Source organism: Anaerovorax odorimutans DSM 5092 (assembly GCF_000426305.1).
Taxonomy (GTDB): Bacteria; Bacillota; Clostridia; order Peptostreptococcales; family Anaerovoracaceae; genus Anaerovorax; species Anaerovorax odorimutans.
Window position 1 is genome coordinate 34,193 of the sequence record NZ_AUFC01000014.1, and the last position, 17,013, is coordinate 51,205.

Below are 17,013 nucleotides of genomic sequence, written 5' to 3' on the forward strand. Positions count from 1 at the left end.
GGATTTAAAATATGAGAAATTATAAAAAAATATGTATGTACGTTATACTTTTGTTATCAATATTTACTTGTAATGTTTTTGCTTATGATGAAGTTTCTTATTATGCAGGTAGTGGTGAGCCCTCATATAAAGATGGTATACTTTCTGAAGCGCTATTTAATCAACCATATGGTATGGCTATTGATAGTAATGGAGACATTTTTGTTGCAGATACTTACAATAATAGAATACGAAAAATCAGTAATAATGAAGTCACAACCATAGCAGGAACTTCTGAAGTTAATGATATTATGGGTTTCCCCCTGGGAGGTCTAAAAGACGGAAAAACAAAAGAAGCATATTTTAATAGACCAAGAGATTTAGCAATTAATTCTGCAGGAGATATATTTGTAGCTGATACTGATAATAATGTAATCAGAAAAATTAGTGATGGAAATGTAACGACTTTTTCAGGTAAAAGTACTGCCGGCTATAAAGATGGAAAAAGTAATATTGCATTATTCAATGCTCCATCAGGAATTACTGTAAATAGTGATGATCAAATATACATTGCAGATACTATGAATAATAAAATTAGAATCATTGACGAAAGAGGACAAGTTTCCACCATGAAGTTTGTATCAGCAGATAGTTCTTATGATTATAGTGTTTTAAATGAACCTAGTGATATTATGTTTGATTCTTATAATAATTTATATGTAGTTGACAGTGGCAATCAAATGGTTAAAAAAGTAGTTGACGGAAAAATATATCCCGTGGCAGGAAGTATTGGAGAAAAAAACAGCTTTGGATATATAGGAAGCGGTTTTGTAAATGGTAATTCAAATAGTGCGATGTTTAATTTTCCAAAAGGGATATGTATTTTAGATAATGGATTAATATTCATAGCAGATACTTGGAATCATTCAATTAGGGTTATAAAGCCTGATAATACTGTTGAAAATTTAGCAGGAAGTATAAAAGCAGATAATAGAGTGGGAACTTTAGAAGAAAGCAGTTTTAATGCTCCAAGTGCACTAGCCTATCACGATGGATTTTTATATGTGTCTGACATGTGGAATAATTGTATAAAACGTATTAAATTGGAATATGGAAATAAGATATTTGATTTAGATCTTGACTTTGTATCAAAAGATATTGATTTTTCAAAAAGAGATCAAGCTTTTGTTAATATAGCCATAGGTAATGACTTTATTGATTTTAAAGATATCACTACTATTAACATAGATGGCAGCACATATTTTCCCATAAGAACAATTGCAGAAAAGTTAGGTGCATCTGTTGATTATGATGGTAATAACAGATCTGTTAATATCATTTATAAAGGAAAAGAAATCAATTATAACTTGGATTCTGAAGATCTTAAAGTAATAAATAATCGATCATTAATACATATAAGAACCCTTGCGAATGATTTAGGCTTTTTCGTGAGCTGGAATGGAAAATATAATACTGTTATTGTAACACAATAACATAGATTTTAAGGCAGAGAAAAGTTTATAAGGGGAGATTATGAATACACAATTTTTATTGTCTTTTCTGCTTGCTCATTTTATTGGTGATTTTGTATTTCAGACTAATAAAATAGCTCAAATGAAAGCTGAAAGTATTAAAGGGATATTCTACCACAGTATTATTGTTTTAATTTTTCAGGTTGCATTATTATCTATATTTGGTATTAAAGGCATGGTGGCAGGTTTTATTAGTTCAATAATACATTTTGCCATAGATTATGGGAAATTAGCAGTTGAAAAACATGTGAAAAGATTATCTTTTATATATTTTGCATTTGATCAAGTTTTGCATATTGCAGTAATGGTAATTCTTGATTATATTTTAAAACCTGATATGGTTTTAAATGATCATATGGTTTTATACATAAAGTATCTGATATTTTTTATAGCTTTTACATATGTACCTACAATAATGAGTAAGATGTTATTGAGAGATTTATTTTTTAATATAAGAAAAGCACAATTCTTTTTAGGAAATGAAAGAATTATAGATGGGGCATTTTCTCTGTTGATTTTTATAAGTATAGTTAATTTTAATCTATTGGATATTATATTAAGTTTTATTCTCATTTTTATTATATATCTTATACTTCAAAAAAAGCTTTATTCTTATACTTTTAATATTATTGTTTTTAAATTTAGCTTTTATCTAATTATTGGATGTATTGGAAGCTTTATATATACAAATTTGTTATAGGTTAAACCCAGATACGTAATTAAAAATAAGGCAGCACTAAAAGAGTCACCTTATTATAGATTATATATTTATAGTTAATCAAAATTCATACGAGTATCTTCTTTGAAATTTTTTTTTGAAGGATTCCCTTCAGCCCTCCATATTTGTTTATGTTTTAAGTCGTATACAACTGACCAAACAGTATCTGCATTTTTACTTCTGTCATACTGACAAATAAATCCATATTTTCCTGATAAAAGTGATTGAGCAAATTCAATAGAATAGCTTTTTTCATTATTTTTTAATGCATTATATACTGTTTGATATCTGTCATCAGAACGCCAATCATCAATATGAGGATTACGGTATGATTTCATTTGTAGTGAATTAAAATTATTTGCTGTAGCTACAAATTTTTCTTTTTGTTTTTGTTTAATAACTATAATCTTTTCAGGATTACACTCAATTACGGCAATATCTCCTTTTTTATCAGCTATTGTAATAGTCTGTGCAGATGCTATAGGTAGACGATATATTTCGTCTACTGCTTCCTTAGTTGATTTGCATTTCTCAAGAATATATCTTATCAGCATACCAGCGTTAAGTCCCGGTTTTCTTATTTTAGGATATACAAAGGTAAGTCCAGTTGCTAATCCATGTTCATTTACACCATCCTCCATTTGTACATAAGCTGTAGTATTTGAGTTAAAAGAATAACTATTTGTTAGATTGTATATACAGTTCATATATAATTTTTCAAGACTTACTAAAAAATCACTGTTTCTGCCAAATATAATTTCGTTATTTGAACTAAATGCAAAGCATGTGCATTTGTTGTCAAATTCAAAGCAGTACATACAAAACAGAATAGTTTGTAATATTTTCATAGGTATTTCGTTACCATCAGCAATTCCTTTAATTTCATCAAGTATTTCAGGAAAATATTTTTTGTATTTTTCTAAGCATTGATTTGCAAATTTATATTTTTCTTCTGTTAATTCAAAAGTAGGACAAAAATCAAGTTTCTTTTTGTTGTTTAATAACATTTTTCCCCACTTAAAACCAACTTCATAATGTGTTCCTTTAAATCTTCCGTGATACATATTTTTACTCTCCTAATATAGTATTTGGGAGCTGGCGCCTTCTCACAATATAAGCCTAATTGAATAAAAAATTTATGTCAAGCTCTATATTAATTTTGTTTTTTACTTTAATAAAAATAGAAAATCAAATGTAATATGACTTGCAGATGTCATATTATGTTTGTATACTAAAGCAGGGTGATAAAATGCAAATTAACCGATTATTTCAGATTGTATATATATTACTTGATAAAAAAACAGTAACATCTAAAGAACTTGCAGAGAAGTTTGAGGTTTCAACAAGAACTATTTATCGTGATATTGAGATTTTGTCTTCAGCAGGTATTCCTATATATATGAAAAAGGGAAAAGGAGGGGGGATATCACTATTACCTAATTTTGTGTTGAATAAAGCTGTTATAACAGATAGTGAAAAAGAAAATATTATATCATCTTTAAAAGCTGTAAATGCTGTTAATTTAAGTAAAACTGACAATGCTATAGAAAAACTCAGCAGTTTATTTGGTGAAACAAATACAGATTGGATTGAAGTGAGCTTTTCATCTTGGTATAATTCACAAAATGAAGTTGATACTTTTAATAAAATTAAAATTGCCATATTAGGTAAAAAAATAATTTTATTTTCTTATGCCAGTGCAAAAAGTGAAAAAACATTACGTAAAGTAGAGCCTTTAAAACTTTGTTTTAGAAGCGGAGCGTGGTATTTATATGCATATTGTAAGGTAAGAGGTGATTTCCGTTTCTTTAAGCTTAAGCGTATAAGTGATCTTTCTTTGTTAGAAGAAAATTTCCAGAGAAAATCACCAAAACAAGTTTTTTCTGAGGATGATATTTTTCAGGAGGAATTTGTTAAGCTGAAATTAAAATTATCTGCACAAATGGCTTACAGGGTGTATGATGAATTTGATGACTATGAGTTGCAAAAAGATGGGAGCTTTATAGCACAAATAAAGTATCCAAAAGATAAATGGCTGATTTCTTATATTTTGACATTTGGAAAACATTGTGAAGTTTTAGAACCTTATGATATAAGAAATAGTATAAAAGAAGAATTGCAAAATATATTAAAAAATTATTTTGAATATGACGTATAGCTGTCATATTATGATTATTATAATAGCCTTAAATATAAGGAGGTTATTAAATAATGAATTACGAAATAATAAACTTAGAGAAGAAAATAATTGTAGGAGTAAGTGCAATTACAAGCAATACTGATCCTAAAATGGGGGAAGTTATAAGTGGTCTTTGGGAAAAGCTATATCAAGGTGGAGTGAATCCATCAATTAAAAATAAGGTTAATGATTATGCCATTGGTCTTTATTCCGATTATAAAAATGATAAATATTGTGTTACTGCCGGCAATGAGGTTTCGAAAGCTGAAAATGAGGATTTAACGGTTAAGATTATTCCTGCCGGAAAATACGCAAAGTTTTCAGTACATGGCGATATGCAAAAAGCAGTTGCTGAGGCATGGGGAAAGATTTGGAAAATGAATTTGAATAGAAGCTTTACGGGGGATTTTGAAGAATACCTTAACAGTGATTGGGAAAATGCTGATATTGATATTTATATAGCATTAAAATAACTTAATTGACTGTTTAAACATTTTGAAATTTAGAGAATAAGTTTGAGAAGATATTAGAGATTAAAGGTTTATAAGGGGTGCTGTTATGGAATTTAAGCTAGCTTTATTAGCTGTAAAAGATGTACAAATTTCTAAAAAGTTTTATAGAGAGTTATTTGATCAGGATGTTATTCTTGATCTAGGTAAAAATGTTACTTTCAGCGGAGGTTTTGCAGTTCAAGAAGATTTTTCATGGCTGACTGATTTACCTGCCGATTCTGTTATACAAAAATCGCATAATATGGAATTATATTTTGAAGTGGATGATTTTGAAGCTTTTATTGAAAAGCTTCAAAAATATAAAAATGTGCAATATGTTTGTAATCCAATGAAGCATGAGTGGCAGCAGAGAGTTGTACGGATTTATGATCCTGATTACCATATTATTGAGATCGGAGAATCTATGGAGGTTATAGCAAGAAGATATCTTCAAGATGGATATTCTGAAGAAGAAACTGCAAAAATTATTCAACACCCTATTGAGTTTATTAAGTATTGCAAACGAGATTAGAGGAGAAAAAATTATGTCTTCAAATTTAGATTATGTTAAATATATTTGCGAACAGATGAGTGATGCGGGTAATATTACATATAAAAAAATGTTTGGTGATTATACAATCTATTGCGACAGTAAAGTTTTAGGCTTGATTTGTGATAATCAAGTATTTATAAAGCCTACTGAGAAGGGACAAGCTTTAATTCCAGATGCCATAAAGGAATCACCTTATAAAGGAGCAAAGCCATATATTTTATTAGAGGATTTTGATGATAAGGATTTCATAACTAAATTCATTATTGCAACTTGTATTGAATTACCTTTTCCAAAACCAAGGAAAAAATAGATTAAAGGCACAAAACGTTATGAAAAACCCTCATTATAGCACAGTTTCAGTGTTACAAAATTAAGTCAGATATATAACCTTAACTTGTTTAATATTGAATTTTTATGACCACCAAACGGTGGTCTATTTGTCGTGCTCTCGATACTATTTGTGTTGCTTACTTTCTTTTTTACCCTTAACCTCTAACATTTAATAACTTTTAGATGGGAAATTTTTTATTAAAATACTATTGACAAATATAGATTGCAGTTGTAATCTATAAAAGAACGATTGCAATTGTAATCTATATTGAGAGGAGGTTTAACAATGAAGATGCCAAAGATTTCCGAGTCTGAATGGGAAATCATGAAAATTGTATGGGAAAAGCATCCGGTTACTTCTGAGGAAATTATAAAAAGTCTTTCAAATAAAAAGGACTGGACAGCCAAAACCGTAAAGTCTTTTTTAAACAGACTATTAAAAAAAGAGGTCATAGGCTTTGAAAAGTCAGGAAGGAATTACCTGTATTATCCGTTATTTTCTGAAGAAGAATGTATAAGTTTTGAGAGTGAAACTTTCTTAAATAGGGTATATGGTGGTGCAATTGAACTATTATTTTCTCATTATTTGAAACATGAGGTATTATCCGATAAAGAATTAGAAAATCTTGAAAAAATTCTTCATGAAAGAAAAAGGAAAGATTAAAATGACAGAGAGTTTAAAGATAATATTTCTTTGGGTGATTTATTCATCTATATCTGCAACTATGATAGCATTGCTGGTAATGGCAATTAAATCAATTTTTAAAAACAAAATAAAGTCCAGAGTATATTGTATACTATGGTCTTTGATAATTTTAAGACTTATAATAGCTCCAATTGCTCCTGAAAGTCAAATCAGTATGTTTAATCTGTTAAGTTATGACACCCTTAAGTTACAGAACCAGGTGGTTCAAAACAATAACTTCTCTATAGATGATTCTAAGACTTATGATACTTCAAAAGAGAAAGCGGAATTAGAGCAAATCTCAATAGCACAAAGTGATAATGGCAAAACAGATTTAATTACCAGAGAACAAGATACTTTTCATATTGATATAGATATATTTTTTATTGCCGCGTTGATTTGGCTGATTGGTTTATTGCTGATAACAAGTACTATAATTTGCTCAAGTATTGCATTTAAAAAGAGAATAAAGTATGCTGAAAGGATTCCAGCATCACAACTTCCCCAATTTATAAGTTGTAAAAAAAGTGGAATAAGGGCAAATATTAAAGTTTATAGTTCAAATTATATAGCTAACCCGTGTATAACAGGGATATTTAACCCTAAGATATATATACCACAGGAAGTATTAGCTATATCTGATAGACAACAGCTAAAACATATATTAATGCATGAATATGCTCATTATAAAAGATGGGATAATTTAAGCAATATTTTTATTTTAGCAGTAAATGTTGTACATTGGTTTAATCCTATCTTATGGTATGCTATGCATCAGTTGAAACAGGATGTAGAAGTATCCTGTGATGTATATGCTCTGGAAATGCTTGGCTTTGACGAGGTGATTCCTTATGGAATGACATTGATTAATCATTGCAGGCAAAGACCAAAAAGGGGTATTCAATTAAATTTATTAAATTATTATGAAACAGAAAATCAAGTTAAAAGAAGAATTGTTATGATAAAAAATTTCAAAAAAGGTACATATAAAGTGACTGTAGCAGCACTTATTCTGTGCTTGTCACTTGGAGCAATTACCTTAACAAATGCTACGGCTCCAAAAGTTAATACCGACTCAGCCAGTAATAATAGTATGGATGCTAAATTTAGACTTGCCGGAGGACTTCTTACAGAAGGAAAAACTTATTTTAATGTTAATTTAGAACAAGCAACGAAGTATGCAGATTTTGATTTTAAGATACCTGATTATATTCCAAATGGGGCTAGATTTTGGATGATAGAAGGTGATGACAAAATTAATAAAGTATATTTTAATAAAAATGTAGATTTAGAAGGGGATCTTAAAGATAAGGTAAAGGAATGTTACTATGAAGTTTGGACTTGTAAGACAAACCCACTGCAGGCAATTAAAAATGTTAAGGATGGGTATACCCATACTTATCAGGAAAAAGCTGCTGAAATTTCTGGGGTAAAAGGTACAATGCTGACTGATTTTAGCAAAGATGACGCAAACGTTAATTGGATGACAAAATATTTCATATGGAGTGAAAATAATGTTTGGTATAGCATAGTAAATCATAATATATCATTTACTTCAGATTATATTATTTCTAATGAAGAACTAGAGCAAATAGTTAAATCAATGAAATTCCCGGAGCAAATAAAAAATGCAGACTATAGCTGGTCAAAAGACAAGGGTTTTGAAATTTATGACGAGGAAGATTTAAAAAAGGTAGAAAGTGTTTATGGTTTTAAAACTAAATTCCCGCTTAGCCTGCCAGGAGGGCTTGTTCCAGATTCTGCAAGAATAAAGCAATATGAAGATGGTGAATATGTACTGGTGACACGTTATTCATTAAAAAAAGAACCTAAAGAAAAGGAAAAAAATTTAGAATTTCTAATGATAATGTTAATTCAAGGCAAGTATTCATTTGATTATGACCAAGTAAAGGAAAAAAATAGTGCGTTTATGAAAATTAACGGTATCGATATTTATAAAATAGGGGATAATTACATCTGGAAACAAAATAATCTTTATTATTCAGCAGATATTGACAAGGAAATCGAAGAAAAAGACAGAGAAAATATAATAAAAACATTTATAAATGCACCTCTTAAATAGGTTATTTAAAAAAGTAATAAATTTTTATATTTAGCAATTAATATTATTAAGACATTTAATTTAGGGGTATTAAAATATTAAAAAAGAAGAGGGCTATCATACTTATTGATGAACTGCCCCCCTGTAGAATAGAAAGTATTATAATAAATGCCTTTACATAAAAAGTGTAAGGCATTTATAATTTATATTACTATTAAATGCTTAAGAAATTTACCATTCCCCTTGAACAACATCATATTTATGATTAGAAGAAAAATTTGAGTTATCAAAATAGTTGTATCCTGAATTTCCGAATGTAGTATCAACATTTACCCATCTTTCTCCATTAGAAATATATACTTGATTCCAAGCATGATCGCCCCAGCCTGTGCCATTGTATGCTAGACCTGTAACAAACCTGACTTTTAACCCTACAGCACGGCACATTGAAACATATAAGCATGAATAATCAAAACATATTCCTTGCTTTTCAGCAAAAGTAACTATAGAACCTGAATTAACATGTGACGAATCTTTAACAATAATTTCAGCTTTAGCTTTATCATATTGAATATTTTTACTAATCCATTCATAAAGCAGATAGGCTTTATCTTCATCGTTTTTCTTACTTCCCACAATTTCTTTTGCCATGTTGTCTATCTCGGAAGTAGATTGAACAGCTTCTTCAAGGGTAACACCATTAAAATATTTAATTACTGATAGTTTCCAATAATTAGTGCCGCTGTTATTTTCGTTATTAGCTGGTGTAAAATCTTCCATAGCCTTTTTAAACGAATCATTAATGAGAACAGGTAAGTTTTTTGCCATATCTGAACTTAATACGGGATGTAAAATATTATTATTAATTGTTTGATATGCAGATGAATTATTTATATAATCATTTGCAGAAGGATTATTAACAAAATTAGTATAAAAATTCAATAGTAAAGAAAATATTAATACAATGCATGCAGATTTTGGAATTTGCCAAATGGCGCTAAGTATTCTTCTAATACTATCATTCATAGAGTTAAATATGGATGAAAGCTTGCCTGTTAAAGGGACGAGAGCATATTTGTATAACGGTATAGTTATAATTTCCAAAATCCAAACAATTATAAAAAATATAATAAATAAAACTATTACGTATGCTACAACATCATTGTTATAACGCTGAATCAAATTTTCTATAAAAGATATTTTAAAGAAAGGTTCTAATATATCTTTTTGTTTATCAGAAAAAATAATTATGGTAAATTTAAATGCCAAAATGATACCAATAATTAATTTTATACTGTTTAATATTGACAGCAAAGAATTTTGTACCCTATTACTTGTAATAGGGTATAAAAGACTTGTTAATAAAGGCATTATAAAGATACCAATAATTAAAATTGTTATTATATTAATATTAGTGAACCAATCCATAGATATTCTGCTTTCTATTTTATTTTTGTTTCTTGCATATAAGTTTATAGTTATTTTTTTACTAAATAATTATAACATAATAAGTTAAATAACAACTACCCTACAGATAATACCAATAATTTAGTATAATAAACTGATTTAAATATAATTAATTTGTTAAAAATTTGTAACTTTCCATGTTTATATGCGTTATATATATAGATGATCATCTGGAAACTTTAATAAGTTAAAGAAAGGGATACGTCCACATGAAGACGAAATTCAATAATATTTATGAGAACTATCAGCATGCTGTATATGGGTATTTTTTCTATATGACACATGATGAACAAACTGCGCAGGATTTATCACAAGAAACATTCTTAAAGATATATTTGGGTCTGAATAAAATAAAAAACGATTCAAATCTAAAAGCATGGTGTATGACTATAGCGAGAAATACATTTCTATCTTATGCAAGAAAAAAGAAACCATATTTGCTTGGAGATGAAATAATTAAAGAAAATATGGCGGCATCAGGAAAATCTCCTGAAGATGTAATTTTGCAGTCAGAAAAACAAAAAGAAATACATAGACTTCTTTTAAAGCTGAAAGAATGTGAACGTACGGTTATAATACTTCGTGATTATGAAGGTTTATCCTATGAAGATATTGGGGGGATTATGGAGCTTACGGAAACGGTTGTAAAGGTTAGGATATATCGTGCAAGAAATAAATTACGAAAATTATATGAAGCTGTATCAGAAAATATAAAGGAGATAGATGCATGAAGTGTGAAATGCGAGAACGTGTTTTAGAATATTTAAAAGGCGGCAGTAATGATTCGGAAATAGAAAAACACTTAGAACATTGTGAACAGTGTCAGGCATTAATGGAGGGATACCTGACAAAAGAAGCTGAAATTAAGCTGCCGGAAGCAAAATGTATAAACGGAAATTTAAAAGAGCAGGTGGAGCACTATGATAAAGGGACAAAAAGAATTATTGTTTTTACGATAGTAGGTCTTATTATGGGATGGTTTAGTTATAAATATTATACGACAGATCTTTTGCCATTAAAGATAATTATAGGTATACCATACAAGATTAATGAAATGATTCATCAAACATTGCATCATCATAATTCAATTTATATGGCTAATGCAAACGTAGCTAGTATAACTAAAGTTTTGGATGAATTTTTTCCTCAGGCTTATTTTGTTTCCTTTATTGCAGAATTTGGGATAGCTTCTTTGATAGGGGGAGCAATATACGGAAGTATTGGATTTTTTACAGGGGATAAGAGGATTTTTACTTTAACAAGATATCTTAAGTTTACAGCTGTATGGGTCTGTATTATATCGTTGGCATTTGCAGGAACTTTTATTGCAAATAAAATAGCTGTTGACAAAAACCAGACCTTTGAAGATTTAAGTGGATTTTACATAAACTATGAATCTGGCGGAACGGGAGTTTATAAGGATGATACTGGTGAAGGCGGTAAATTTTTTGATTCCCTTAAAAAGGCTTTTTACAAAGATGGAAAAATAGCTAAGGAAGAAAATGTAAAAAGAGATATGGATGATGAAGAAGTGATAGAATTTATATTCGGCTCATATGGACAAAGATATATGGCATCTTTTATTAATTTGAAAGAAAAATATCTTGTAACAGATGTTGGCAATATTTATAAAATGAGTGATGAATTCTGTCAATTGGTTCTTAAATATCAGGAAGAACAGGAGGAAGAAGAAAATGAATAAATTTCAGATTAAAACAAGAAGAGATTGGATCATTGCTTTTATTTTTTCATTTTTAATAGTTTATTTAATAGTATCAAAATTTCAAGTTGATATTAATGAATATTTATTAATGTTAACTCCTGATAAAATAAGTTTTTTTAGCCAGCCTGAAAGTCATGGAGTGTATATAGTTGTAGTAATTATAATGCTTATACTTTCAATTTGTACAATGATATACAAGAAGGTAAATAAAAAATATATAGCTATGGTATTGATTGGAGGTATCCTTATAGCAGGTGCAGTTATAGCAAGCTATTATTATGAATGTTATGCAATTTTAAAGATACCTTACCAATATGAGCCTGAATGGGTAAACATATCCAGTTACAATGAAAAGACTTCTTCTCATGTTAATTATACATTAGATGAAAATACAAAAGAGCAGATTGTTGATAAGATTTTAGCATTAGAGCCTTTGCCAAAAGATGAAGAGAAAACAGTATCAGCTGAAGATAAAAAAGAAAAAGATGAAGTATCTATTAATATCTGGTATCCTAAAAGTCATGGACAGATTTATAATATATGGGTGCATGTAAATGATGATGTAATACGTATTACTAAAGGTCATTCTACTAATGAAGATCCCATGTATAAAGACAATGGGCTTATAGAAATCATAGAAAAATTGAAATAACTGAGGATTCTCAGTTATTTTTTTGTGTGGAGAAAACCACTTTTTAGATGGGAGGATAGCTTTATGGTGGAAATTAAAAGAGATATTATTTAATTTTAATAAACCTATTAATAATTAATATAGTGTTTATATTTTTTACGCAACTACAATACTGAAATAATATAAATCAAATAAGTTTGAAGTTTGATACAAAATTACATGTTTTTTCGAGTTTATATAATAATAATTGACAAAAAATTACTATAGGGTATGATAATATGTATATACAAAACGATTGTTTATTTAATTAAATAACTGTAAGATAGTATGCTATGTAAAAAAGGGAAAAGATTTTTAATTTTTATAGTTTATAGGAGGGAATGTTTAAGAAGTATTAATGTAAATACATAAAATTATCTTAAGTTAAGAGCTTGACAGCATGTGTTACTTTTGAGAAATTAACAAAAGAAAGGATGGTAATATAGATGAGAAAGTTTTTTAATCAATTTATCCGCCAATTTCCTTATTCGTTTTCTTGTAACAAGTTTGTTTATGATCAGAAGGGTAGAGCTGTTGATAGTATTTTTCTTGAATTAAATCCCATTTTTGAATCAACATTTAAAATAGAGGGTGAAAAACTGCGAGATAAAAGTGCGGAGGAATTTTTTACATATTTTAATTTTAATCGTACGGAATTATACAAAGATTTAATAGAATTAAAAAGTGCAGAATTAAAGGAAGTTTATTATGCCAGTAAAAATAGTTGGTTTAATATCAATGCTTTTATGCTAGATGAAGATATATTTGCAGTGATATTTTGTGATGTTACTCAAGAAAAATCAAATTTAAATAAATTAATAAATCAAAAAAAGGAAATAGAAGAAGTAAGAAATAATCTGGATTTTGTATTTAACAGTACTCAAGATGCCATGTTTATGGCTGAATATAAAAATGATAATTTTTACTATATATGCTTAAATACAGCACACGAGAAAATTATGAAATTTAGAAATTGTGATATTATAGGGAAAACGCCTATTGAAGTATGGGGTGAGAGCACAGGGAAAAAGCTTACTGAATTTTATATGAAGCCAATTAAGGAAAACAAAAATGTTATTTCCGAAGAAATATTGGATATACAAGGAAATATATATAAGTTTCTAACAAGTTTATCATTAGTAAAAGAATCATATCATCAGTATATAATTGTTTCCAGAAAAGATATTACTAAATATAAGGAGCTGGAAGAAAATCATCTTATTCTTATGCAGAGATTGCAATCCATGTTTAGTGATCATGTCGCAAACATGTTAATTATTGATCCTATAACCGGAAAAATTTTGGATGCCAATCCATCTTCATGCAGTTTTTATGGATTTAGTAAATCTGAACTCTTGCGTATGAACATACAAGAGATAAACATGCTGCCGGTTGAGGAAACAGCAAGACAAAGAAAATTTGCATTAGAGCGTAAAAAAGAACATTTTATTTTTCCACATCGGTTAAATAGCGGAGAAATTAGGCTTGTGGAGGTATATTCCTGTCCAATAGGAAGTCAAGAAAATCTACAGCTTTTTTCTATTATTTTTGATGTTACAGATCGAGAGACATACAGAAAAAATTTGTATCGTGAAAAAGAATTATTGAATACTACTTTAAAGTCTATCGGTGATGGAGTTGTTACAACTGATATAGATGGTAAAATTACATCTTTAAATAATGCGGCAGAAATGATTGTAGGATGGAAAAATGAAGAATCTGTTGGTAAAAATTTTGAAGATGTTTTTATTCTTAAAAATGAAGAAACAGGAGAATCAGTAGAAAATCCTATAAAAAAAGTACTTAGAACTGGTAAAATAATAGGTCTTGCAAATCATACCATGCTAATCAATAAAAATGGTGAAAAAATTACAATTGCAGACAGCGCAGCTCCAATAAAAAACGAAGATGGACAGACATTTGGAGTTGTTATGGTTTTTCGTGATGTAAGATTAGAAAAAGCTCATCAAAATGAAATACTTTATCTTAGTTATCATGATGCTCTTACAAGTCTTTATAATAGACGTTTTATCGAAGTAGAAATTCAAAGATTGGATATTGATAAGAATGTTCCTATTTCTGTTGTTATGGGGGATGTAAATGGGTTAAAGATTACAAATGATGTTTTTGGACATGAAGTTGGAGATGAACTATTAAATAAAGTAGCGCAGGTATTTAAAGAAATTTGTGAAAAGGATGACATTGTTGCTAGATGGGGTGGGGATGAGTTCTTATTACTTTTGCCAAACTCGACTATTGAATATGCAGAAAGGGTTATTGTAAATTTAAAAGAAAAATTTTCTAAGAAAAAAGCCGGGGCATTAAAGTTGAGTGTTTCGTTAGGGTGCGCAGAAAGAATTGAAGGTCAAAATTTGAATGATGTTATCAGGCAAGCAGAAGAATGGATGTATCATCAAAAACTTTTAGAAGGAAAAAGTTACAGAAATACAATTATTAATACATTGCTTGCAACCCTTTATGAAAAAAGTATGGAAACGGAAGAACATGTGAAAAGGCTTTCTAAATATTGCAAAGCCATTGGAAAGAAGTTAAATCTTTCGGATAAAGAAATGAATGAATTATCACTTTTATCAGTTTTACATGATATAGGGAAAGTGGGAGTTCATCAAAGTATTTTAAAAAAACCTGGTACTCTTACTGAAGAAGAATGGGTTGAGATGAAAAAACATCCTGAAATTGGTTATCGTATAACTCAGAATACACCTGAGCTTTCCTTTGTCTCTGAATATATTTTATCTCATCATGAACGATGGGACGGAAAAGGCTATCCAAAAGGTTTAAAAGGTGAGGAAATTCCGTTATGCTGCCGCATTATCGCAGTTGCAGATGCTTTTGATGCAATGACAAATGATAGAGTATATAGAAAAGCTCTTGATGAAAAAGAAGCAATAGAACAACTTATAAGTAATGCTGGCACTCAATTTTCACCAGAAATTGTGGATATATTTGTAAAAATTTTGCAAAGAAAATTGGATAACAATTTAGATTAAAAAGATACAAGGGATGCCATAGTCTTATGAGTATTAATTTTTATCTTTATATCTTTGTAATATGCTATTAAAACAGGCTATGAATTATCTATGTGAAATACTTTTTTGAAATAGGTATTGTTGGGTAAAGTGTTGAGATCTGATCCTTATTTGGCATAGAAATTTAAAATAGCTTGTTGTACAATATACATACATTGATTGGAATAATTTTGCGCAAAGAAATGAGGGTGGATTCTTTGGAAATAGTTATAGAAGAATTAGTACAGGTGCTTGTTAATAGGACTATTCAAATAATTCGAGAGGATGAAAAAAAACAATATATAGAAGGTGGTCAATTTAATCTATTGTCTATATTGAATGTAGAGAGAAATGAAGTATCAACACATTCAGCATTTATTTTTGAACTTATAAATCCAGAAGGTTTGCATTGCCAAAAAGATGCTTATTTAAGGTTATTTGTTGAGAAAGTTTTAGGTATTAATGACTTTGATTATTCAACAGCATCAGTATATAGAGAAAAATTTGCAGGGATATATGGCAGAATAGATATTCTTATAACAAGTAGTAATTACAAAATAGTTATTGAAGTAAAAATTGGTGCTGGAGACCAGTATCGTCAGATAGAAAGATATCATCAGTATTTAGAAAAAACTAAGAGAAAAATACAAAATCAAAAGATATATTATTTAACGCTTAATGGCTCAGAGCCTAGTGAAAAATCGTATGGAGAGTTAGCTGAGAATGATAAAAAACAGATTAAGATGATTTCTTTTAAAAATGACATATACAAATGGCTAGTGAATTGCATTCAGCACAAACAAATAAACAGGGTAAATAGTGCTATTTTTCAATATGCAGACTTGATTAAGAAAATAACAAATAGCTTTGACAAGGAGATGAATGAAAAAGTGAAGAATATTGTATTAGAAAGCATTGATAATTATAAAGCTGCATTAAGTATTTCTTTTGCGGTAAAGGAGGCTAGACAATTTATACTTGATAAGTTCATATCAAAGCTGAAAAATAGGTTAGAAGGTTTTACTATTATTAAGAAACTTGTAGAAGATGAAAATTTTGAAAAATATTATGATCTTCCTAAAAATAGGTATGCGCATTTAACGTATTTACTAAGAGAGACTAAATACGATGATATTAATATATATTTACGCATTGAACTTGAGTGGAAATTGTATTTTTCATTATGGATAGCAAAGGTTGACAAAGATGGGAACATAGACTGGGAGTCTCGAATCACAAAGGAAAAGTATAATAATATAATGGATGAATATTTAACAGATTTAGATGAGGTGTTTAAAGAAAGTAAGCAAAAGTATTGTTTGGGTTGGCAATATTTGTATAGTAAAAGCCAAAATTGGTATGATTTCTATGAAGAAGAATCTGAGTACAATGTAGAGTATTTATTAGATGATAAATTACTAGATGATGAAATTGAAAATATTTATATGGAATTACATGAAGTGATTGTAACCTTGCTGAAATAAGTTCTAGCAGAAAGAAATGACTATTTAATTATTATTAATATATCAACCATGATTTACCTTTATTTTTTTATTGATAAAAGAACCTACGTTCTGTATAATAAATAAAGAATG

15 protein-coding genes are annotated in these 17,013 nt (G+C 28.8%); 13 read left to right on the forward strand and 2 right to left on the reverse strand.

Annotation, left to right across the window (positions count from 1 at the left end):
- Window positions 1-11 precede the first annotated feature (11 nt).
- Together K292_RS0106345 and K292_RS0106350 are read left to right on the forward strand one after the other, a co-directional pair.
- Window positions 12-1,472, forward strand: coding sequence for a stalk domain-containing protein (locus K292_RS0106345; protein ID WP_027399133.1), 1,461 nt, complete (start codon window positions 12-14; stop codon window positions 1,470-1,472).
- Between the two features lie 40 nt (window positions 1,473-1,512).
- Window positions 1,513-2,211: a DUF3307 domain-containing protein gene (locus tag K292_RS0106350; protein ID WP_027399134.1), complete on the forward strand. Its 699-nt coding sequence runs from the start codon at window positions 1,513-1,515 to the stop codon at window positions 2,209-2,211.
- Between the two features lie 74 nt (window positions 2,212-2,285).
- Here K292_RS0106350 and K292_RS0106355 read toward each other — a convergent pair whose 3' ends face one another.
- A complete protein-coding gene (locus K292_RS0106355; RefSeq protein WP_027399135.1) occupies window positions 2,286-3,293 on the reverse strand; it encodes a C45 family autoproteolytic acyltransferase/hydolase in 1,008 nt (335 codons plus the stop codon).
- A gap of 185 nt (window positions 3,294-3,478) precedes the next feature.
- On the opposite strand from K292_RS0106355, the gene K292_RS0106360 reads away from it, so the two are divergent.
- The 6 genes from K292_RS0106360 to K292_RS0106385 all read left to right on the forward strand — a co-directional run bounded on the left by K292_RS0106360 (window position 3,479) and on the right by K292_RS0106385 (window position 8,550).
- Window positions 3,479-4,387, forward strand: a complete 909-nt coding sequence (locus K292_RS0106360) for a helix-turn-helix transcriptional regulator (protein WP_027399136.1) — start codon at window positions 3,479-3,481, stop codon at window positions 4,385-4,387.
- Between the two features lie 53 nt (window positions 4,388-4,440).
- Window positions 4,441-4,881, forward strand: a complete 441-nt coding sequence (locus K292_RS0106365) for a GyrI-like domain-containing protein (RefSeq protein ID WP_027399137.1) — start codon at window positions 4,441-4,443, stop codon at window positions 4,879-4,881.
- 85 nt (window positions 4,882-4,966) lie between these two features.
- Window positions 4,967-5,431: a VOC family protein gene (locus tag K292_RS0106370; protein ID WP_027399138.1), complete on the forward strand. Its 465-nt coding sequence runs from the start codon at window positions 4,967-4,969 to the stop codon at window positions 5,429-5,431.
- Between the two features lie 13 nt (window positions 5,432-5,444).
- Window positions 5,445-5,762, forward strand: coding sequence for a TfoX/Sxy family protein (locus tag K292_RS0106375; protein ID WP_027399139.1), 318 nt, complete (start codon window positions 5,445-5,447; stop codon window positions 5,760-5,762).
- A 306-nt stretch (window positions 5,763-6,068) separates the two neighbouring features.
- Window positions 6,069-6,446, forward strand: a complete 378-nt coding sequence (locus tag K292_RS0106380; RefSeq protein WP_027399140.1) for a BlaI/MecI/CopY family transcriptional regulator — start codon at window positions 6,069-6,071, stop codon at window positions 6,444-6,446.
- 1 nt (window position 6,447) lies between these two features.
- Window positions 6,448-8,550, forward strand: a complete 2,103-nt coding sequence (locus K292_RS0106385) for a M56 family metallopeptidase (RefSeq protein ID WP_169515437.1) — start codon at window positions 6,448-6,450, stop codon at window positions 8,548-8,550.
- Between the two features lie 210 nt (window positions 8,551-8,760).
- Here K292_RS0106385 and K292_RS0106390 read toward each other — a convergent pair whose 3' ends face one another.
- Entirely contained in the window at window positions 8,761-9,957 is a 1,197-nt protein-coding gene (locus K292_RS0106390; RefSeq protein WP_037372697.1) for a transglutaminase-like domain-containing protein, read from the reverse strand.
- Between the two features lie 248 nt (window positions 9,958-10,205).
- On the opposite strand from K292_RS0106390, the gene K292_RS16225 reads away from it, so the two are divergent.
- The 5 genes from K292_RS16225 (at window position 10,206) to K292_RS0106415 (ending at window position 16,902) form a co-directional block, all read left to right on the forward strand.
- Complete coding sequence (locus K292_RS16225) at window positions 10,206-10,727, forward strand: RNA polymerase sigma factor (protein WP_051280436.1); 522 nt, start codon at window positions 10,206-10,208, stop codon at window positions 10,725-10,727.
- Window positions 10,724-11,698 (forward strand): hypothetical protein, encoded by a 975-nt coding sequence (locus K292_RS0106400; protein WP_027399143.1) that lies wholly within the window; start codon window positions 10,724-10,726, stop codon window positions 11,696-11,698. Before K292_RS16225 ends, K292_RS0106400 begins: the two co-directional genes overlap by 4 nt.
- Entirely contained in the window at window positions 11,691-12,371 is a 681-nt protein-coding gene (locus tag K292_RS0106405) for a DUF4064 domain-containing protein (protein WP_027399144.1), read from the forward strand. The genes K292_RS0106400 and K292_RS0106405 overlap by 8 nt, the downstream gene beginning before the upstream one ends.
- Before the next feature lie 464 nt (window positions 12,372-12,835).
- Complete coding sequence (locus tag K292_RS0106410; protein ID WP_051280438.1) at window positions 12,836-15,400, forward strand: HD domain-containing phosphohydrolase; 2,565 nt, start codon at window positions 12,836-12,838, stop codon at window positions 15,398-15,400.
- A 236-nt stretch (window positions 15,401-15,636) separates the two neighbouring features.
- On the forward strand, window positions 15,637-16,902 hold the full coding sequence (locus tag K292_RS0106415; RefSeq protein WP_027399146.1) for a PDDEXK-like family protein: 1,266 nt from the start codon (window positions 15,637-15,639) through the stop codon (window positions 16,900-16,902).
- Window positions 16,903-17,013: the final 111 nt, after the last annotated feature.